Here is a 20197-nt window from a genome sequence, read left to right as displayed (position 1 = left end):
GTTCCTTTCTCTAAACAATCGGCCGCCCACGATAAATTAAAACGGATGGGATCGCGAGCCCAAAACTCAATGCAGCTAAAATAAACAAGGTTTTCAGGCCGTTTTCAATAAACACTTGTAATAGCTCTGGGCTGAAGCCTTGCTCATTAAGCGCCACCACCGCAATCATGGTAGTAAAAGCATAACTACCGGGGATCATAGGTATCACTGCGGCAACGCTGAACACAGGCCGAGGAATCAAGTGCTTACGAGACCAATATAAGCCAATAAAGCCTACCAAGGTCGCGGCTGCCAGCGATGCCCACTCAATGGGAACTTGTTGCTGCATTAATAGCGTTCGAAAACCGTGGGCGAGCGCACCGGCCAACGCGCAATACTTCAACATGTCTTTTGGCACATTAAATACCATGGCAAACCCCACAGCAGGAATGGCCGACCAGAACATATCCATTAACACCAGTTGCAATATTTCCATCATAACCAAGCTCCTACTCCTGTCAGGGCCATGCCCATCACGATGCCCACTGCCACACTCATGGTCAATAGGGAAGCCGCGACCCAACGGGAGATGCCCATGTTAATGTGACCTTTCACCATATCTGAAACCGCGTTAATGAGTGGAAAGCCAGGTACCAGCAATAACACAGATGCAGCCATGGCCAGCTCAGGCTGATTACCTATCTGGTATTTCACGGCCATACTGGCAATAGTGGTGGCCACAAAAGCAGTGATGGCGAAATTGATAAAAGGACTATGGTGACGATGAGCCAGCTCTTGTCGCACTAGCATGGCACAAGCGGAAGCAATAAATGTCATTAAAAATACTTTTACATCACCACCAAACAAATGGCTAAAACTGCCACAAGATAAGCCAATCATAAAAATAACCAGCCAGCGATTGTATTTCATTGGCGTGAGCTTAGTTAACTTGGCTTTAACACCAGCAGCATCCAGTAGTCCCTTTTCAGCCATCACGCAGATACGCTGTACGTCACACACCATTTGCATATTAATGCCGCGGTCGTGCACACGCCGAGTAGTGGTAATACAGGCACCTTGGTACAGGGTAGTCAGTACAAGGGCATCGGCAGATACCGAAAGCTCGATGCTCTGCGCGCCTAATGCAAGGCCTAAACGCACTGAAGTTTGTTCTATCAAACGGCTCTCTGCACCGTGTTGTTGCAGTAATTGCGCAGCCAGGATTGAGATCCGTGTAATATCGGTTTGCTGTTGTTTAGAAAGTGTTTTTTCCGGTAGATTGAGCGCCATCATTCGCTCCTGAAAAGGGTAATAACTGAGTATACAGCGGCAATCATAATGCTAAATTAATCAAACACAAAAAAACCGCTATTAAAGCGGTTTTTTTAGGTCTGATTTAAGCATTAAGGCTGGTAGATAAACTCCACCCCTTCTTCATCATCTTCGTCCCAGTCGTCATCCCAATCTTCATCTTCAACTTCAGTGGCTTCTTCCATCGCTGCTTTATGATAGTTGTCCCACTTAAACTCAACTTGTTCTTGGGTTTCTTCTTCCACTGCTTGTTTCGGTAGCGATTCAATAAAGTCAGCAACATCCGAGCATAAATCTTGGGTGCCTTGCTTAGAAGCAGCTGCAATTTTGTAGTACTCGCCTTGCCAGTCGAGGGCTTCAATCACCCGGTCAATGGTTTCTTGTGCTTCATCTTCTAGCACTAAGTCTGTTTTATTAAAGACCAACCAACGCGGCTTTCCTGCCAGTTTTGGGCTGTGCTTTTCCAATTCGGCGATAATGATCTGTGCATTTTCCGCTGGATCTGAGCCATCAGCAGGTAACAAGTCAATCATGTGTAATAAAATACGGCAGCGTTCTAAGTGTTTCAAAAAGCGAACACCTAAACCTGCGCCTTCAGCAGCCCCTTCAATCAAGCCTGGAATGTCTGCTACCACGAAGCTGCGGTTTGAATCCAAACCCACCACGCCTAAACTGGGCACTAATGTGGTAAATGGGTAATCCGCCACTTTTGGCGTCGCGGCAGACACAGCACGAATAAAAGTCGACTTCCCGGCATTCGGCAGGCCTAGCATACCTACATCAGCCAACAGCATAAGTTCTAGTAACAGGTTACGTACTTCACCTGGCGTGCCCATGGTCTTTTGTCTCGGTGTACGGTTAACGCTGCTTTTAAAGCGTGTATTGCCTAAACCGTGAAAACCGCCTTTAGCAACCATTAGCTTTTGGCCATGATAAGTCAAATCACCAATCACTTCGCCCGTGTCTTGGTCAGTGGCCCGTGTACCTACTGGCACCATCATCAATTTATCGCCGCCACCTGATCCCGTACAGTTACGGCTTTGACCATTTTCACCGCGCTCTGCGTTATAGAATCGTTGGAAGCGGTAATCAATCAAGGTGTTCAAGTTTTCATCGGCAACCAAGTAGACGTCACCACCATCACCACCATCACCGCCATCCGGGCCGCCCTTGGGAATGTATTTCTCACGGCGGAAGCTGACAATGCCATTACCACCATCACCGGCTTGTACTTTAATTTTTGCTTCATCAACAAACTTCATTTTTTACTCCCACCTTGAGCTAAGCACCGTCGGCCGCTCGTGTTTTTGACTTTGCCAGTGTTAAGGTTAGTATGCCAGTCACAACCAGCAAGATGCCAAACACGGTAAATACGTTAAATTCTATTTGCGGCATATCTGGCCATAGCCATTGACCACAGTATGCAAACAATACGGTCACTACAGGCACCATGGCTAATACCGCACTTACCTTGCTGGCAGCCCAGTGATTAAGCGCTTCAGCAAAGCAGCCATAAGCCACTAAAGTATTGCCGCAACAAAACAGCAGAATATACCAGAAAGTGATCTGAGTCTCACTGATTTCTGGCATTGAAATAAAGGGGGCAAACAGTAATGCCGCGGCTAAGTATATGATCATCATTATCTGCGATGACTTAAACGCCTTGAGCAATTGCTTTTGGGCGACGCCATAAATAGCCCAAGTCACTGCTGCAGCTAAAGTATAAAGTAATCCTAAGCTGTCATGGCTTAGTTCACCAAATAAGGCCAACCAGCGCTGATTAAAAAACAGTATCAAACCGGTTATCACGACCAACAAGCCCGCAGCCTGATAACGGCTAAAGCTTTCTCGAAAAAATACCACACCCGCAATAATTAACAGTACAGGTGCCAATTGGATTAACACTTGAAAACTGGCTGCAGAAATAAACGCTAATGCCAACAAGCAAAAAGCATAGTTTGCCGCTAAGCCAAGTATTGCCAATGCTAATAGTGGTCCTACCTGCCCTTTAATAAGCCATCGTGATGGTAATTGCTTATTAAAAAACAGCCATAACATTAAACAAACACCGGCGCTGGCAAAACGCACAAAACTGATTGTTGCCGCATCCGTATCAATTAATAATGCTTGCAATGCAATTGGCAAAACGCCCCACAATAAAGTGGTTATCATTGCCAAACCAAACCCTAGCCCTGCTTTACCCGAGACTTGATGCATCAGATTGCTACATTATTGGATGCCAGAAAATAAAAAACCCCGCCGAAGCGGGGTTTTCTGAATTAGTTTGTAAACTGATTACTCAGCTACAATGCTAACGTATTTACGGTTAAGCTTACCTTTCACTTCAAATTTCACAGTGCCTGTAGCAGTTGCGAAAAGAGTGTGGTCTTTACCTAAACCAACGTTAGTACCAGCGTGGAATTTAGTACCACGTTGACGAACTAGAATGTTACCCGCAAGAACTGATTCACCACCAAAGCGCTTAACACCTAAGCGTTTGCTTTCTGAATCACGACCGTTACGAGTACTACCACCAGCTTTTTTATGTGCCATTTTTAAGTACTCCTAAAATTAAGCGTTGATTGCAGTGATTTTCACTTCTGTGAACCACTGACGATGACCCGCTTGCTTGCGAGAATGCTTACGACGACGGAACTTAACGATTTTAACTTTATCGCCACGACCGTGAGATACAACTTCAGCAACTACTTTGCCGCCTGCAACGAATGGTGCGCCAACTTTTACGTCTTCGCCATTTGCTACAAGTAAAACTTCTTCAAAATCAACAGATGCACCAGTTTCGATGTCTAGTTTTTCTAGACGAAGTGTTTGGCCTTCTGTTACGCGGTGCTGTTTACCACCACTTTGAATAACAGCGTACATGTCTATTACTCCAGCTGGCTTCTTTTTGAGCCAGATAACTTTAATCACAATGGGGGCGGATTGTACGCAAATCATTCCACTCTAGCAAGTCGAAATTACAAAATATTTAAAATCTTATTTGTCATGGCAAAAGCAATGTTAAAAACACGGATTTATTGTAAAATGTGCCACAATTTTAAAGTCTAAAGTTTATCGAGATAATACATGGACCTAAAGCAGATCCAACAACTGTCACAAGAAGACATGACCCAAGTCAATCAATTGATTGGTCGCCGCCTGAGCTCTGATGTTGCGCTTATCAATCAGCTCGGCATGTACATTGTAAACAGTGGCGGAAAGCGAATTCGTCCATTATTAACCGTCCTAGCAGCCCGCGCGTTGGACTATCAAGGTGAAGACCATATACAGCTTGCGGCCATCATTGAATTCATTCATACCGCCACACTGCTGCACGATGACGTTGTGGATGAATCGGATATGCGACGAGGCAAAGAAACGGCCAATGCGCTATTTGGTAATGCTGCCAGCGTTTTGGTAGGTGACTTTTTGTACACTCGCTCATTTCAAATGATGACTGAACTCAAAAACCTCACCGTGATGGACATCCTGTCTGATGCCACCAATGTGATTGCCGAAGGTGAAGTTTTACAGTTAATCAACTGTAACGATGCAGACACTAGTGAAGCCGCTTACATGCAGGTTATTTACTGTAAAACGGCGCGCTTGTTTGAGGCCGCTACACACCTAATGGCCGTGATAAGCAACCAGCCAGAAGCTGTCTGTCAAGCGATGCAAGATTATGGCAAATATTTGGGTACCGCCTTTCAATTAATCGATGACGTCATGGACTACACTGCTGACGCCAAAGAAATGGGTAAAAATGTTGGTGACGACCTGGCTGAAGGTAAGCCTACCCTACCGCTAATTCATGCCTTAGCGTGCGGCACAGAGCCGCAACAAGCGCGCATAAGAGAAGCGATCGAGCAAGGTAATGGCATGGACCATTTAGAAGAAATTTTAGGGGTTTTAGCGGATACGCAATCAATTGCCTATACCGAGCAAAAAGCCCAACAGGAAGCTGATAAAGCCATCGCTGCTTTAGCTATTTTACCGGAATCTCCTTACAAGGAAGCGTTAGTCGGACTGGTTGATTTAGCTGTTAAACGTAGCAGTTAACCAACCCCCCCCTCGCTTACCCAAACCACGCGGCCGATAATGGCCGCGTTTTTTTGTTGTTACGCTATTGCTTGAAAATATCAACAATACAAAAAAGCCGCATCAAAGATGCGGCTTGATATAGATGCATTGACTGCCTGTGAATTAAGCCTCGAACGGATTAACCAAAACCATGGTTTCGTTACGATCTGGGCCCGTTGAGATAATATCAATCGGTACGCCCGTCACTTCTTCTAAACGCTTGATATAGGCTTTAGCGTTAGCAGGTAATCCATCAACCGAAGTCACACCAAAGGTCTGCTCTGACCAACCCGGCATTTCTTCGTAAATCGGAGTAACAACTTCGTAGCCCTCAGCAGCCATCGGTGGTACGTCTAGCACTTCACCGGTTGGCGTACGGTAACCCGTACAGATCTTGATGGTTTCTAATCCGTCTAATACGTCAAGCTTGGTTAAACAAAAGCCTGAAATACTGTTAATTTGGATTGCACGTTTCATCGCAACAGCGTCAAACCAGCCGGTACGACGAAGACGACCTGTAGTAGCGCCAAATTCATGACCAACAGTGCCAAGGTGCTTACCTGCAGGATCCAGTTTGTCTTGACCATCATACAGTTCTGTTGGGAACGGACCAGAGCCCACACGCGTGGTGTACGCTTTAACAATACCAAGTACGTAATCTAAGTGTTTGGGACCAAAACCACTGCCAGTAGCAACACCACCTGCAGTCGTATTAGAAGAGGTCACGTACGGGTAAGTACCGTGGTCGATATCCAGTAACGTACCTTGCGCACCTTCAAACATGATGTTCTCACCGGCCAAACGCGCTTTGTCTAGCTCATCGGTTACGTCAACAACCATGCCTGTTAATAGGTCTGCAACGTCTTTCGCTTGTTGCAATACTTCATCATAACTGACCGCGTCTACTTTGTAGTACTCGGTTAGCTGGAAGTTGTGGTAAGCCATGATTTCTTTCAACTTAGCCGCGAAGTCTTCCATGTTGTTTAAGTCACCTACGCGTAAACCACGACGAGCGACTTTATCTTCGTAGGCAGGACCGATACCACGACCAGTAGTACCAATGGCTTTTTTACCACGCGCGGTTTCACGGGCTAAATCTAGAGCAACGTGATACGGCAGAATCAGTGGACAAGCTTCACTTACCACTAGACGCTCACGTACAGGCACGCCACGCTCTTCTAGCATGGTCATTTCTTTTACAAGAGCTTGTGGACATAATACAACGCCATTACCGATGACACATTTTACATTGTCACGTAATACGCCTGAAGGAATTAAGTGAAGAACGGTTTTTTCACCGTCAATTACTAAGGTATGACCTGCGTTATGGCCACCTTGATAGCGAACCACATATTTCGCTTTATCTGTAAGCAAATCAACTACTTTGCCTTTACCTTCGTCACCCCATTGGGTGCCGAGAACTACAACATTCTTACCCATTTTCATCATTCGCGGTTGCTTATTAAAACGGAATTCTAGCAAATTTTAGGGGTAAAAGGTGAGTATTTTTTTCCACTAAATGGTTATATGGCGGGAAAGCTTAGCATATCAATGCATTAAATCTGAGTTTATTCTCATAGTGGCGATCACCGCCTAATAACCAACTCACTTTAAGAAGATATCACTGTAATTGTTAAAAACAGAACGTTTAACAGGCAATAAAAAGACCAGCAAATGCTGGCCTTTTGGGCACGGGGTTAACGCTATTTTACTGCGCAGGTTTAACCGCACCATCCATATAGCGGAAGAACTCAGAATCTGGGCTCAGCACCATGACATCGCTCTTGTCTTTAAAGCTATCACGGTAAGCGTCTAAGCTACGAATGAAAGCGTAAAATTCAGGATCTTTGCCATAAGTATCTGCGTAAATTTTAGCCGCTAGTGCATCACCGTCACCGCGCATTTCACGAGATTTACGGTTGGCATCCGCCAGCATTACCGCCACTTTACGATCAATATTCGCTCGGATAACCGTGGCTTTCTCTTGACCTTGTGAACGGTGCTCTTTCGCTACCGCAGTACGCTCCGCACGCATCCGCTTGTAGATACTTTCACGTACTTCTGTTGGCAGTTCAATTTGCTTGATACGCACGTCTAATACACGTACACCTAAATCGTCAGAGCCATTACGGGCTAGCTCAACTTCTTGCTCTTCAGTTAACACTTCATTTTCATTTGTGTTCTGTTCACCTTGAAGCTGCTCAAGCGCGTTGATCATAACGTCGTCTCGCTCGCCAGAAACGATCTCTTTGATGGTTCGAGCACCAATTTCGTTACGCAAGGCGTTACTTACACGACGTTTTAAAAGATCTGCTGCTCTGTCAAAGTCACCCCCCGTTGAAAGGTAGAACTTAGCAAAGTCAACTACTTCCCACTTCACGTAAGAGTTGATGATAAGGTCTTTTTTCTCAGACGTTACGAAGCGATCTGACGCGTCATCCAAAGTTTGAATTCGTGCATCCATAATACGCACGGTTTCAATGCCAGGAATCTTAAAGTGTAAACCGGGTTCAAAGATAAACGGCATACCATCAGGAGTACGGTGTACCTTACCAAATTTAATCACAATAGCCTTTTGGCCTTCTTGCACAACAAACAAAGAAGAAAACCCCACTAATACGGCTACGCCAAGGAGAATCAATATTAACTTCTTCATGATTATTCTCTCCCTGAACGTAAGCGAGTGCTTCGCACTGGCTGGTCATTAATTGTAATATCTGTGTTGTATGTAGAGCCTACATCACGAGACAGAGGTGACGAGTTAGAAGAAGCGTTACTCGCGCCTTTTGCGCTACTCTTTGCGCCTTCTACCAGTTTGTCTAATGGTAAATACATCATGCTGTTACTGCCATTGCCGTCCATCAGTACTTTACTGGTACTGCCTAGGACTTCTTGCATGGTTTCAATGTACAAGCGTTCACGAGTCACTTCAGGTGCAGCACGATACTGAGGTAGTAAAGCTTCAAAGCGTGCAACTTCACCTTGTGCTTGCAAAGTAACTTGCTCTTTATAGGCAATCGCTTCTTGTTCAATACGCTTAACCTGACCACGGGCGGTCGGCTCTTTCTCACGCTCGTAAGCTTCCGCTTCTCGAATGAAGCGCTCTTCATCTTCTTGCGCCGCAATGGCGTCGTCAAATGCGTCTTTAACCTCAACCGGAGGACGTGCAGGTAAGAAGTTAACGTCAATCACTTCCAAGCCCATGTTGTAAGGCGTAGTAATTTCTTCCAGTTTATTCCATGTATCACGACGCACTGCGTCACGACCCGTCGTTAATACGCTATCCATACGAGTGTGACCCACAACGTAACGTAACGCACTGTCGAGCGCTTGCGATAAACTGTCATCGGCATTGGTCACGCTGAACAAGTATTGCTGTGGATTAGCAACCTTGTATTGCACGTCCATTTCAACCAAGACCACGTTTTCATCTGCCGTTAGCATTGAGCCTTTACCACGTAACGAACGAATACTGTTCACGTCTACGGGGATAACTTCATCAATAAATTTAGGGTTCCAGTGTAAACCTGGCAACACAGTTTCATGGTAACCGCCAAAACGCAGCACAACGCCACGCTCTGCTTCTTTGATGGTGTAGAAGCCGCTCACACCCCAAATCAATAAACCAATAATCACGACGATGCTAATACCAAAGGTGCTGACATCATTGCCACCGCCTTTACCACCAAACATACCGCCAAACTTACCACTTAGCTTCTTGAACATATCATCTAAATCAGGTGGCCCCTGATCTTTATTATTGTTCTGCCATGGGTCGCGGTCTTTGTTACCACCATTTCCAGGCTCATTCCAGGCCATTATTGTCTCCACTTTAAAAAGAAGATGTTAATAAATTAATGTAACAGGCATTTACGACGCAATAAAGGTTTCTATTAAGTCACCCTCTTGTTTTAACAGTCGTTGCCATTCAACTTTTGCTAACCTTACCTCTAACTGCCAACCACCAGCATCATCAAACTGCTCATGTTCGACACAGTCTAATTGATATAAGGTACTGCGAAACTTTCCCGCTGAAGGCGGTAATGCTAAATGTTTATGCACCATAGTGCTAGCCAAACGCTGTGTTAACGCTTGAAATAATAACTCGATTCCTCGTCCATCCATCGCGGAGAGGTAAACATGGGTAGGCATGCCTTCATCGTCATACACCACTCTCGGCTCAGCCCCTTCCACGCTATCAATTTTATTCATCACTACAAGTTGAGGAACTTCATCAGCGTCAATTTCCGTCAGCACCGATTGCACTTCAGCAATGTTTTCGTGGGAGCGCTCATCAGCGCAATCTACCACGTGCAGCAAAATATCCGCTTCACGGGTTTCTTCTAAGGTTGCCTTGAATGCCGCAACTAAATCATGGGGTAAATGGCGAATAAACCCAACAGTATCGGCGAGTACAGCGTTGCCAACGTCGTCCAACTTAATCCGGCGCAACGTCGGATCCAAGGTCGCAAACAATTGGTCTGCAGCGTACACCTCTGCGTGAGTGAGGCGGTTAAAAAGGGTCGATTTCCCAGCGTTGGTATAACCTACCAGAGAAATAGTCGGCACTTCATTACGTTGGCGAGCACGGCGCCCTTGTTCACGTTGCTTAGCCACTTTCTCTAACCGGCGCAAAATCGCTTTGATCCTGTCCCGTAATAATCGACGGTCAGTTTCTAGCTGGGTTTCACCAGGGCCGCGCAATCCAATACCACCCTTTTGTCGCTCTAGGTGAGTCCAGCCTCGAATTAATCGAGTCGATAAATGACGTAATTGCGCCAGTTCAACCTGCAATTTACCTTCATGGGTACGGGCACGTTGGGCAAAAATGTCTAAAATGAGAGTCGTACGATCCAACACGCGGCATTGACATAATTTCTCAATGTTGCGCTCTTGGGCGGGAGACAAAGCATGGTTAAAAATCACCACATCTGCTTCAAATAGTTTTACGTGTTCTGCTATTTCGTCGGCTTTACCGCTACCTACAAAATATTTTGGGTGAGGGGAAGTGCGACTTCCAACTACAGTGGCAACGGATTGCACGCCTGCAGAACTCACTAACATCTCAAGCTCTACTAGATCTTCTCTTTCACCTTCTTCACGAAAGTCGATATGAACCAATATAGCTCGTTCACCTGCTTCATAACGGTCAAACAAGCATTAACTCCTTAAAAAAGGTGGAGCACGGCTCCACCAAAATGATTATTTTTACTCTCCGCCCTCTGATGAACCAGAGCCGGTGTGATGGCTTACTGCGCGTGCAGGCACCACGGTCGAAATGGCATGTTTATACACCATTTGGTTAACTGTATTTTTTAGTAAAATGACAAACTGATCAAATGATTCAATTTGGCCTTGTAGCTTAATACCATTTACTAGATAAATAGAAACTGGAATCCTTTCGCGACGCAAAGCGTTCAAAAATGGGTCTTGCAGTGATTGCCCTTTGGCCATTTTGTTATTTCCTTTTGTTTTGTTGTTATTAAATATCACTTATAGCTAACAGATTATATACTCGCTTTATTTAATCTCGCCAACAAGTTGTACAATTTTATCAACGTTTTGTCTATCACCAGGTAACAAGGGAATGACTTCTGGCCAACCTCTTAACCAGGTCATCTGGCGCTTGGCCAATTGCCTTGTTGCCACGATCCCTCGATAGACCATTTCATCATAACTTAGTTCACCAGCTAAGTATTGCCACATTTGCCGATATCCAACGCTGCGAATTGACGGCAAATCTGGATGTAGGTCACCTCTGTGATATAAAGTTTGTACTTCTTGCTCAAAACCCGCTTCCAACATCTTGTTGAATCGAAGTTCAATACGTTGATGAATGACTTTGCGATCATCGGCCATGATTGCAAACTGCAATACCTTATAGGGTAAAGGCGGTGCTTTTGTGGCTGTCAGCTCGGTCATGGTTTTACCACTGATTCGATAAACCTCTAGAGCACGAGTTAAACGTTGAGGGTCGTTCGGATGAATACGCTCAGCAGATATGGGGTCGACTTGTCGCAACATGTCATGCAAGGCTTGCCAACCTAAATCTTGCGCTTCTTGTTCAATCTGCTTGCGGACGTCGCTGTCGGCTGAAGGTAGCGGCGACAAGCCCTCGAGTAAGGCTTTAAAATACAACATAGTGCCACCCACCAATACCGGGATTTTGCCTGCCGCAACTGCTTGCTGCATCGCCACCATAGCATCACGACGAAAATCGGCCGCCGAGTACGTTTCACTCGGATCTAGAATATCAATCAACTGGTGCGGCGCTTGCGCTAACTCTTCGGCTGTGGGTTTCGCAGTCCCTATATCCATGCCTTTGTAGACTAACGCTGAGTCAACACTAATAATTTCGCACGGTAGGTGTTGCAATAACTCTATCGCTAGATCCGTTTTGCCTGAGGCTGTTGGCCCCATAATAAAAATAGCGAGAGGTAGGTTATCCATCACAATGAGAACTCTTTTATGGTTGCGGTAATGTTTAAAGGCCGGGTAATTAATGCAAGTAAGTCTGGCTGCTGCGTTAAAATGGGTGTTAATTGCTGTAATAGCAGCTCGGCTTGAGACCACTGATTGAACGATTTATGGGCCATTAATTGCACGCTAATAAAGTCACATAAAGCCACTGCGGTATCGCCTTTTAAAACATCATTATAGCTTTGTAAAAACTGGACCATCGCAGCAATAACATCAGCCAAAGGCACTTCACGCATTTGTGGCGGTACCTTAGTAACAATAATGGTGCCTCGACCCGGTGATTTCAATCCAATGCCTAACTTATTTAAACTGGATAAATGAAATTCAGCCACCGCAGCCAGGCTCTCACCCACCTTGATAGAAAGGGGTAACAATAAAGGCTGAGAAGGGCCGCCCTGATGCCAGTAACCCAATAACTGACTTTTACAAACATAACGCCAGCCATGAGGCAAAGACAAAATACATAATTCTTGGCGCTGCAATAACACGTAATTTGGCTCAACCAGCGCTATCGGTTTGCCAAGTTCAGAGGAGGCGTTCTGAGGCAAGTTTACGGGTGTTGCCGCTGTAGAGTGCTGACTTTCTCCCTCTCGCCAAGGCAAGGGCTCATGTTCACCAACAGGCTTTTGCTGTTTCACGGCTTCACCCGCGGTATACGCCTGAGTTATTTGCGACGTTTGTGCCGCCTCAGAGAGCGCCTCGTCGCTTAAGGTATCTCGGGTATCAAGCAGGGCGCTGTAGCGGGCAATATCTGCTTGGCTCACTTGCTGACCACCTTGGTATTGATGTTTTCCTGGGTGCGCCGCGGCAGTTGCATAGGCCGAAGTATTTGACTGCCCACTACCGTCAGACGTTAAATCAGAATTGGGATAAGCGTTATACTGCTCTACAGGATGCGAAGCTGTCCCGCTTGCATCGACATGGCTGCTACTGTGCCAAGACGAGGATTCAGCAGCTACTTCTCGTACACTTGCCACGTTTAGCTGAGTACCATTAGCTTGGCCTTGGGTACTCTTTAATGCGCTTTGCAACGTTTGTAAGATAAAATCGTGCACTAAACGGGACTGATGAAAACGCACTTCATGCTTAGCGGGGTGCACGTTCACGTCAACCTCGCTCGGGGGCAAGTCGATGTAGAGCACATACGCCGCGAACAGTTCACTCGGCAATTGCTCAGCGTATGCTTGGCGAATAGCGTGATTAATCAGTTTATCGCGCATCATGCGGCCATTAACATAACAATACTGAGCATCGTTTTGCCCTCTTGCTCCGCTAGGCTCAACGATCCAACCTGAAACACGAATGTCGCCGTGACAGGCTTCAACCGCCAGCGCGTGTTGCATAAATTGCCCAGAGCAAATGGCAGCTACACGCTTTTCTTTCTGCGCTAAGGTAGTCGCAGGTCGAAAGTTACGCACCACTTTGCCATTGTGCTTTAAGATAAAGTGCACTTCAAAGTGACTCAAGGCCAAACGCTTTATCAAGGTGTCGATATGGGAAAACTCGGTTTTCTCAGACTTGAGAAAGCGCCGCCGAGCTGGCGTATTGAAAAACAGATCTGCCACTTCAACGCTAGTACCATTTGGGTGTGCAGTGGGCTGTACTTGCACCTGCATATCACGGCCTTCTGCAATCGCTTGCCAAGCTTGCGGCTGCTGCGCCGGTTTTGAACTAAATGCGAGTCTGGACACTGAACTGATACTGGCCAGCGCTTCCCCGCGAAAGCCTAAGCTGACAATGGCTTCCAAGTCATCCAAACTGGTCAATTTACTGGTAGCATGGCGACTTAACGCCAACTCAAGTTGGGCTTTGTCTACGCCACAACCATTGTCTCGAATTAAAATAGACTTGGCGCCACCTTGCTGCAGCTCAACTTCTATCTTGGTAGCACCAGCATCTAGGCTATTTTCCACCAACTCTTTTACCACTGAAGCCGGCCGCTCAACCACTTCCCCGGCGGCAATTTGGTTCGCCAAGCGAGCCGGTAGTATTTGAATACTCATATCAGCTGTTCGGGATCTTAAGTTCTTGATCCACTCGCAAGGTATCAGACTTTAACTTATTCGCTCGCTTTAATTGCGATACCGTTACGCCGTAACGTTTCGCGATCACCGACAAATTCTCACCCCGTTGCACTATGTGTGACTTAGCTGCAATAGCCGCAAAATAGGTGCCGGCAGGGGGAGAGTTTTCAAAATGACGCTTAATACCTACGTAAACCGCATTGGCAATTTTCTTTTGATGCGCTTTGCTGCGAAGTAGGTTTTCTTCTTCATGGTTAGTAATGAACCCTGCTTCTACCAACAAAGAAGGGATATCGGGGGACTTTAACACCGCTAAGCTAGCATGCTCAGGGCGCTTTTTATGCAACTTGGTAACCTTGCCTAACTCTTTGAGTACTTCCACACTTACGCCATAACCGGTATTCATGGAATGGTCCATCGACATATCAAGTAAGGTACGCGTTAAAAACAGATCTTGTTCCGTATTATTGATGACCTCACCCGCGCCACCTAACAGTTCAGATTGTTCTTCGTGTTTTTCTATCCAGCGACCGATTTCTGAATTCGCCCGCCGGGTAGACAATACCCACACCGAAGCGCCCCTTGGCTTGGGGTTTTTAAACCCGTCAGCATGGATAGAGACCAATAAATCAGCTTGGGATTTTCGAGCAATTTCAGAGCGCTTATTCAAGTTAATGTAATAGTCACCACTGCGAACCAAAATGGCCTGCATGCCTTTTTCACGATTGATCTTAGCCGCCACCTGCTTAGCGATGGTTAAGGTAATATTTTTCTCGTAAGTGCGCTTACCTAAAGCACCAGGGTCATCACCGCCGTGCCCCGCATCAACGGCAATCACTATGTCTCGCTCGCTGCTGGGTTGACTGATTTCAACCTTGGTTTTACTTAATGCTGCCGAGTGAGGCAAGTCCATGACTAAGCGGTCGCCGTAGGGCTTAGTAGGGGTTAAACTGAATATAATCGGTTTTGTCGCTTCTTTTAGCTCCAATACCAAACGGAAAGTATTGGGCTTTTTAGCGCTACTTTTGCGAATTTCCTTTAGCAAAGGGCTGGTATTTTTTACCTTAGTAAAGTTGAAGTCTTGCGGCTTGCCTTGAATGTCCACCACAATGCGATTCGGATTGGTCAAAGTAAAATAAGTGTATTTAGGCGCCTTGCTTAAATCCAACACCACACGAGTATTGTCTGGGGAAGGCCAAATACGCACGCCTTCCAACGAGGTCCCTAAAGCGGCAAAGCTCAGCCACCAACAAGTCAGTAATATGAACAGCTTAGATAAAGTTGTTTTAAACATTTTGGCTCAATTTCTCTACAACATCTTCCCCAAGGGGGCTAAGTGCGATGACCTCCACCGTACGATGGTTGGCAACATAGGTGAGCGTGACACTCAAATCAGCTTGTGGCAAGATGCCCTCGCCTTTGTCTGGCCACTCAATCAAGCAATGGCTACGCTCGGAAAAATAGTCACGAATCCCCATAAATTCAAGCTCTTCGGGATCGCCCAAGCGATACAAATCGAAATGATTCACCTGCCAGTTAGCCAATTCATAAGGCTCCACCAAGGTGTAAGTAGGGCTTTTCACATTACCTGTATGGCCTAAGCCTTGAATAAAGCCACGGGTTAAAGTGGTTTTACCCGCGCCAAGGTCGCCGTATAAGAAAATGCAACACGCTTGCTCACAAGCTTGACTCAAGCGGCCACCAAACTCGACGGTTGCCACATCATCTAATAATTCCGTTTTAAATTTCAACGCCATACACCACTGTTAAACGATCATTAATCTATTTTAGGGTTAACTAATTGCCTCACAAAGGGCAGTAAGTCACTGGCTAATAAACCCCGCTCACCATATTGAGCGGCAAGGTCAGCACTTTGTCCGTGAATACATACGCCTAACGCCGCGGCGTCAAACAAGCTTAAACCTTGCCCTAATAAGCCGCCTATAATACCTGATAACACGTCACCCATGCCACCGCTCGCCATGCCGGGGTTCCCCACGTTAGCAACAAGTAGCGTCTTACCATCGTAAATTAATGTTCCCGAGCCTTTTAATACCACTACGCCACCAAAACTCTGTTGAATATTCCTAACGGCGGTGAACCTGTCTCGCTCGACTTTATCGATAGAGCAACCCAGTAAGTGAGCGGCTTCACCAGGGTGCGGCGTTAAGATCCAGTTATCGTGCCACTGTGGCATCTCCACCAGTAGCTTTAATGCGTCTGCATCCACGACTTTTGGCAGAAGGTTATCTAAAAAGCGAGTTAGCAAGGTTTTAGCCCACTCGTCTTGGCCTAATCCGGGCCCTACGACTAAGGTGCTCGCCCAAGCTAGCACCTCATTTAATTGCCAATCGTCACCATTAAAACTTTGCACCATCAACTCTGGGCGACCAGATAACATAGCCAGAATATTCTCATCTCGCGTGACGGCTTTTACTATGCCGGCGCCCGTGCGTTGGCATGCTTCGCCCGCCATGCGCAGTGCGCCCGGCATGCCTAGGTTACCACCGGCTAAAGCCACTTTGCCAAAGTGCCCTTTATGGCTCGCTTTATGTCGCTGCTTGAGTAAGCCACATAATTGTCCGTACTCTACTCGCTCAACCAAGGTCTGACCTTGTTGCTGGAATTCATGCTCAATACCTAATCCATCATACACAACCTCACCGCAATACTGTGCGGCTTGGCCGGTAAATAGACCTTGCTTTAACGCCACAAAGCTCAACGTGACATCCGCCTCTACCGCTACGCTGGCTACATCACCTGTATCTGCGCACAAACCAGAAGGCACATCCAAAGCTAACACCGGACATGAAGCGTGATTAATTGCGCTAATCACTTGCTGGTACTCAGGGCGTACTTCACCACTTAACCCTGTACCGATGAGGCCATCAACTATCACGTCGACGTCGTAATTGGCCAACACAACTTCATGACTGACGCCTTGCTCCACCAACCATGCGTTACGAGCGGTGGCAGCATCCCCACTTAAACTACTGGGCTCACCTAGATGGCATACTTGCACATGAAGGCCCGCATCTTTGGCTAAGGCGGCCAATACATAACCGTCACCACCGTTGTTGCCGTGGCCACATAACACTAAAATGTTTTGTGCTTCTGGCCAGCGAAGTTGCAGTTGCTGAAAGGCACTTCGGCCAGCACGGTCCATTAACGCATAAGTTGTGATACCTACCGCGGAAGCCGCCAGGCCTTCAAAATCTCGAACTTGCTGACCGCGCCAAAGGGGATGTGGTAAACTGGTGACTTGTTTCATAGCCGCTGAATCCATTTAAATGTCAAATATTGACTTGCACAAACTGGCCCAAGATATCAAGCAATGGGGTAAAGCGCTAGGCTTTCAAAAAGTGGGCATTTCAGATATCGATCTCAGTCAACATGAAGCCACTTTACAACAGTGGCTTGACAACCAATACCACGGTGAAATGGAATACATGGCACGCCATGGCATGATGCGGGCCAGGCCTGCTGAGTTATTACCGGGGACGGTCAGAGTGATTTCTGCGCGAATGGATTACCTGCCTCCCGACGCCAGCTTTGCTAAAGATTTAAAGCAATCAGATACCGCCTACATCAGCCGTTATGCATTAGGGCGAGACTACCACAAAGTGATGCGAGCTAGGCTGAAGCAGTTAGGTGAAAAAATAAAGCTGCAAGTCTCTGATCTTAACTACCGACCATTTGTTGATTCTGCGCCTATTTTGGAGCGGCCTTTAGCGGCTAAAGCCGGTTTAGGCTGGGTTGGGAAACATACTTTAGTGCTCGACGAAGAGTCTGGGTCGTGGTTTTTTCTAGGCGAAATATTAGTCAACATCCCCTTACCCGTTGATAAGCCTGTGCAAGAAAAATGCGGTGCTTGCGTCGCTTGCATCAAAATTTGCCCAACCAATGCCATTATTGAGCCTTATGTCGTCGACGCTAGGCGATGCATTTCTTACTTGACCATAGAGTTAGACGGCCCTATTCCAGAAGAGTTTCGACCATTAATCGGAAATCGTATATATGGCTGTGACGACTGCCAGCTTATTTGCCCTTGGAATCGCTACGCACAAATTACCGATGAGCAAGATTTTCATCCTCGCCAATTATTAAAAAGCCAAGAGTTATTGACCTTATTAAATTGGACCGAAGCGGAGTTTTTAGAGCGCACCCAGGGCTCACCAATTCGCCGAATTGGCTTTGAACGCTGGCAACGCAATATTGCAGTGGGTTTGGGTAATGCAAATTACTCAGAAGACATAATCGTAGCTCTTGAATCGGCCCTTGAAGCCTCTACCAGTGAGCTTGTGAAAGAGCATATTCAATGGGCGTTATCGCAACAAAAAAGCCGTCCTAGTGTCAGTAAAAAAACCTTACGCCTTACCCGAAGCATAGAAAAAGGCCTTCCTCGAGACGCCTAAGCGCGCATTGTGCCCCTTGCGCAGTAGTGTATCGCGCACTCCCCTAGAGGTTACAGTCCATTGCCTGCTGCTCTTCAAACGCTTAATACAGTCCACAGGATGGGGGACTGTAACTTGTCAAATCAGAGATTTAGCGGCATGCTTAAGCCATAGAGAGCAAATAGGTAGATTTTATGCAAATTTTAGGAGTAGATATTGGCGGCTCAGGCATTAAAGGCGCCATCGTTGATACCGAGACAGGTGAACTTGTCACTGAACGTCACCGTATTCCTACACCGCAACCCGCAACCCCTTCGGCTGTTGCAGAGACAGTTGCTGAGTTAGTAAAACACTTTCAATGGCAAGGGCCGATTGGTTGTGGTTTTCCCGCCACCGTGGTGCACGGCGTCGCAAAAACGGCGTCTAACATTGATAAGACTTGGATTGAAACCGACGCAGCAACCTTATTCAGCGAAGCTACCCAAAATCCTTGTTTCGTGGTTAATGACGCTGATGCGGCTGGCATGGCCGAATTTAGCTTTGGCGCGGGTAAAGATAAACAAGGTGTGGTTGTACTAGTGACAATCGGTACTGGTATTGGCACCGCGGTTTTTACCAATGGTCAATTGCTGCCCAATACCGAGTTTGGTCATATCATACTTGAAGGGGAAGTAGCCGAACACTTAGTGGCAGACTCTGCCCGTAAACGTGAAGACCTAGGTTGGAACAAATGGGGTAAACGCTTTAACAAATACTTACAACGCATGGAGTTCTTGATGTCTCCCGATTGCTTTATTTTGGGTGGCGGCGCGAGTAAAAAAATGGACAAGTTTATCCATCAGCTTGAGACCAACGCAGAGGTTATTCCTGCTCAGTCACTTAATCAAGCCGGCATCATAGGCGCAGCGCTTTACGCCCAAAGCCAATTGTAGTGAGTTAAGTCAAGCAGTAACCCCTTAAGCCATGGCCTCCACCATGGCTTTTATTTTCACTGCTTTTTCAAAGTGATCTAACTGCTGTGTTTCTATCCACCACCTCGCCACTGCCATTAAGCTTTCCGGATCATCATTTTTATTTGCGAAGAAAGCATAAAAAGAAACGCCAACATTGTCGCCTTTGCTTGCTATTTTTTTATCGCATACGGTAATTATCTTTTGCTTTATTTGCTCTGGTAAGCACATGACATGGCGCTCCTTATTTATCATGACGTAATTCTGGAATATCGAGTAACAAGTCGGTCGTGCCGATATCCACGCCAAGTTGGCTTAATAGCGTTGATACCTGACCTCGGTGATGAGTTTGATGGTTGAATAAATGGTTAATGAGCGCAGGCAATGGCCGGGCACTGCTTTGACCTGCGGTATTGGTGTAACAACATGGAACATTTAATTGGCTATCATTCGTGTCCGTAAACCAAGTGCTCAAGGCATCGTCAATCTGCGTCCGCGCTTGATTGAGCTGATTATAATCTTGGAACAAAATCTGATTAAGTTGACGTGGCACTGCAATATCACGTAGCGGCGACAATGCGGTAAATTCGTCAGAGCAAGCTTCAAAGCGCCCTAACCAGATTAAATCCCCGACCATTATATGGTTTAAAGTACCCCATATCGAACCGAAAAAAGCCCCTTGGTCTTGTTGCAATACGGCGAAATCAAGTTGCTTTGCTTGACCATAAACTTGTCGATTCATACGCGAATTATATTTAGCAAGCAGCTGAAAATGCTGACAAATACTCATGGGCATTGTTCCTAAATAATAAAGGCAAAGCACAAGAATAATAGAATCAGTGATCTAAATAGTATTAATTATTAAATTGAATGAGAGATAATTTTCAAGGAGTAACAAAAGAAATTTGGAGCGGTACACGAGGTTCGAACTCGTGACCTCGACCTTGGCAAGGTCGCGCTCTACCAGCTGAGCTAGTAC

Annotated in this window: 21 protein-coding genes; 3 read left to right on the top strand and 18 right to left on the bottom strand. The window is 46.3% G+C overall.

From position 1 onward, the window contains the following. Positions 1 to 10: 10 nt before the first annotated feature. From D1Z90_RS18320 to rplU, 6 genes are all read right to left on the bottom strand, one after another. The gene (locus D1Z90_RS18320; RefSeq protein ID WP_119912247.1) at positions 11 to 478 is read right to left on the bottom strand and encodes a threonine/serine exporter family protein; all 468 of its coding nucleotides are present in this window, start codon (positions 476 to 478) and stop codon (positions 11 to 13) included. Then, positions 475 to 1272, bottom strand: a complete 798-nt coding sequence (locus tag D1Z90_RS18315; RefSeq protein WP_232525300.1) for a threonine/serine exporter family protein — start codon at positions 1270 to 1272, stop codon at positions 475 to 477. Before D1Z90_RS18315 ends, D1Z90_RS18320 begins: the two co-directional genes overlap by 4 nt. A gap of 110 nt (positions 1273 to 1382) precedes the next feature. After that, positions 1383 to 2552: an Obg family GTPase CgtA gene (gene cgtA, locus D1Z90_RS18310; protein ID WP_119912245.1), complete on the bottom strand. Its 1170-nt coding sequence runs from the start codon at positions 2550 to 2552 to the stop codon at positions 1383 to 1385. 19 nt (positions 2553 to 2571) lie between these two features. Then, positions 2572 to 3507 (bottom strand): DMT family transporter, encoded by a 936-nt coding sequence (locus tag D1Z90_RS18305; protein ID WP_119912244.1) that lies wholly within the window; start codon positions 3505 to 3507, stop codon positions 2572 to 2574. A gap of 78 nt (positions 3508 to 3585) precedes the next feature. Then, positions 3586 to 3843 (bottom strand): 50S ribosomal protein L27, encoded by a 258-nt coding sequence (gene rpmA, locus D1Z90_RS18300; RefSeq protein ID WP_119912243.1) that lies wholly within the window; start codon positions 3841 to 3843, stop codon positions 3586 to 3588. 18 nt (positions 3844 to 3861) lie between these two features. Next, positions 3862 to 4173 (bottom strand): 50S ribosomal protein L21, encoded by a 312-nt coding sequence (gene rplU / locus D1Z90_RS18295; protein WP_119912242.1) that lies wholly within the window; start codon positions 4171 to 4173, stop codon positions 3862 to 3864. A 204-nt stretch (positions 4174 to 4377) separates the two neighbouring features. On the opposite strand from rplU, the gene ispB reads away from it, so the two are divergent. Then, positions 4378 to 5349: an octaprenyl diphosphate synthase gene (ispB, locus tag D1Z90_RS18290; RefSeq protein ID WP_119912241.1), complete on the top strand. Its 972-nt coding sequence runs from the start codon at positions 4378 to 4380 to the stop codon at positions 5347 to 5349. Positions 5350 to 5493: 144 nt separating this feature from the next. Here the strand turns inward: ispB and D1Z90_RS18285 are convergent, their stop codons facing one another. The 10 genes from D1Z90_RS18285 to D1Z90_RS18240 form a co-directional block, all read right to left on the bottom strand. Then, complete coding sequence (locus tag D1Z90_RS18285; protein ID WP_119912258.1) at positions 5494 to 6810, bottom strand: adenylosuccinate synthase; 1317 nt, start codon at positions 6808 to 6810, stop codon at positions 5494 to 5496. Positions 6811 to 7078: 268 nt separating this feature from the next. Next, positions 7079 to 8026 (bottom strand): protease modulator HflC, encoded by a 948-nt coding sequence (gene hflC / locus D1Z90_RS18280; protein WP_119912240.1) that lies wholly within the window; start codon positions 8024 to 8026, stop codon positions 7079 to 7081. Between the two features lie 2 nt (positions 8027 to 8028). Continuing rightward, complete coding sequence (gene hflK / locus D1Z90_RS18275) at positions 8029 to 9189, bottom strand: FtsH protease activity modulator HflK (RefSeq protein WP_119912239.1); 1161 nt, start codon at positions 9187 to 9189, stop codon at positions 8029 to 8031. Between the two features lie 51 nt (positions 9190 to 9240). Then, entirely contained in the window at positions 9241 to 10527 is a 1287-nt protein-coding gene (hflX, locus tag D1Z90_RS18270) for a ribosome rescue GTPase HflX (protein WP_119912238.1), read from the bottom strand. Between the two features lie 51 nt (positions 10528 to 10578). Continuing rightward, complete coding sequence (gene hfq / locus D1Z90_RS18265; protein ID WP_119912237.1) at positions 10579 to 10824, bottom strand: RNA chaperone Hfq; 246 nt, start codon at positions 10822 to 10824, stop codon at positions 10579 to 10581. Between the two features lie 66 nt (positions 10825 to 10890). Further along, positions 10891 to 11820, bottom strand: a complete 930-nt coding sequence (gene miaA, locus D1Z90_RS18260) for a tRNA (adenosine(37)-N6)-dimethylallyltransferase MiaA (RefSeq protein WP_119912236.1) — start codon at positions 11818 to 11820, stop codon at positions 10891 to 10893. Beyond that, on the bottom strand, positions 11820 to 13853 hold the full coding sequence (gene mutL / locus D1Z90_RS18255; protein WP_119912235.1) for a DNA mismatch repair endonuclease MutL: 2034 nt from the start codon (positions 13851 to 13853) through the stop codon (positions 11820 to 11822). Before mutL ends, miaA begins: the two co-directional genes overlap by 1 nt. 1 nt (position 13854) lies before the next feature. Next, the gene (locus tag D1Z90_RS18250; protein ID WP_119912234.1) at positions 13855 to 15168 is read right to left on the bottom strand and encodes an N-acetylmuramoyl-L-alanine amidase; all 1314 of its coding nucleotides are present in this window, start codon (positions 15166 to 15168) and stop codon (positions 13855 to 13857) included. Then, positions 15161 to 15631, bottom strand: a complete 471-nt coding sequence (tsaE, locus tag D1Z90_RS18245; protein ID WP_119912233.1) for a tRNA (adenosine(37)-N6)-threonylcarbamoyltransferase complex ATPase subunit type 1 TsaE — start codon at positions 15629 to 15631, stop codon at positions 15161 to 15163. The genes D1Z90_RS18250 and tsaE overlap by 8 nt, the downstream gene beginning before the upstream one ends. Positions 15632 to 15651: 20 nt before the next feature. Beyond that, complete coding sequence (locus tag D1Z90_RS18240; RefSeq protein ID WP_232525299.1) at positions 15652 to 17145, bottom strand: NAD(P)H-hydrate dehydratase; 1494 nt, start codon at positions 17143 to 17145, stop codon at positions 15652 to 15654. 19 nt (positions 17146 to 17164) lie between these two features. Between D1Z90_RS18240 and queG the strand changes: the two genes are divergently transcribed. Both queG and ppgK read left to right on the top strand, forming a co-directional pair. Then, complete coding sequence (gene queG / locus D1Z90_RS18235) at positions 17165 to 18289, top strand: tRNA epoxyqueuosine(34) reductase QueG (RefSeq protein ID WP_119912231.1); 1125 nt, start codon at positions 17165 to 17167, stop codon at positions 18287 to 18289. A gap of 173 nt (positions 18290 to 18462) precedes the next feature. After that, positions 18463 to 19200 carry a polyphosphate--glucose phosphotransferase gene (gene ppgK / locus D1Z90_RS18230; protein WP_119912230.1) on the top strand — a complete coding sequence of 246 codons (738 nt, stop codon included), beginning with the start codon at positions 18463 to 18465 and terminating at the stop codon, positions 19198 to 19200. 24 nt (positions 19201 to 19224) lie between these two features. On the opposite strand, the gene D1Z90_RS18225 is transcribed toward ppgK, so the two are convergent. Further along, a complete protein-coding gene (locus D1Z90_RS18225; protein ID WP_232525297.1) occupies positions 19225 to 19473 on the bottom strand; it encodes a DUF6500 family protein in 249 nt (82 codons plus the stop codon). Next, complete coding sequence (locus tag D1Z90_RS18220) at positions 19463 to 20008, bottom strand: DinB family protein (RefSeq protein WP_119912228.1); 546 nt, start codon at positions 20006 to 20008, stop codon at positions 19463 to 19465. The genes D1Z90_RS18225 and D1Z90_RS18220 overlap by 11 nt, the downstream gene beginning before the upstream one ends. Positions 20009 to 20197 lie beyond the last annotated feature (189 nt).

The sequence above is a fragment of the Motilimonas pumila genome (genome assembly GCF_003596335.1).
Classification (GTDB): Bacteria; Pseudomonadota; Gammaproteobacteria; order Enterobacterales; family CBDFNC01; genus Motilimonas; species Motilimonas pumila.
Note: the sequence above shows the minus strand (reverse complement) of the source record. Positions and strands in the feature narration are given on the sequence as shown.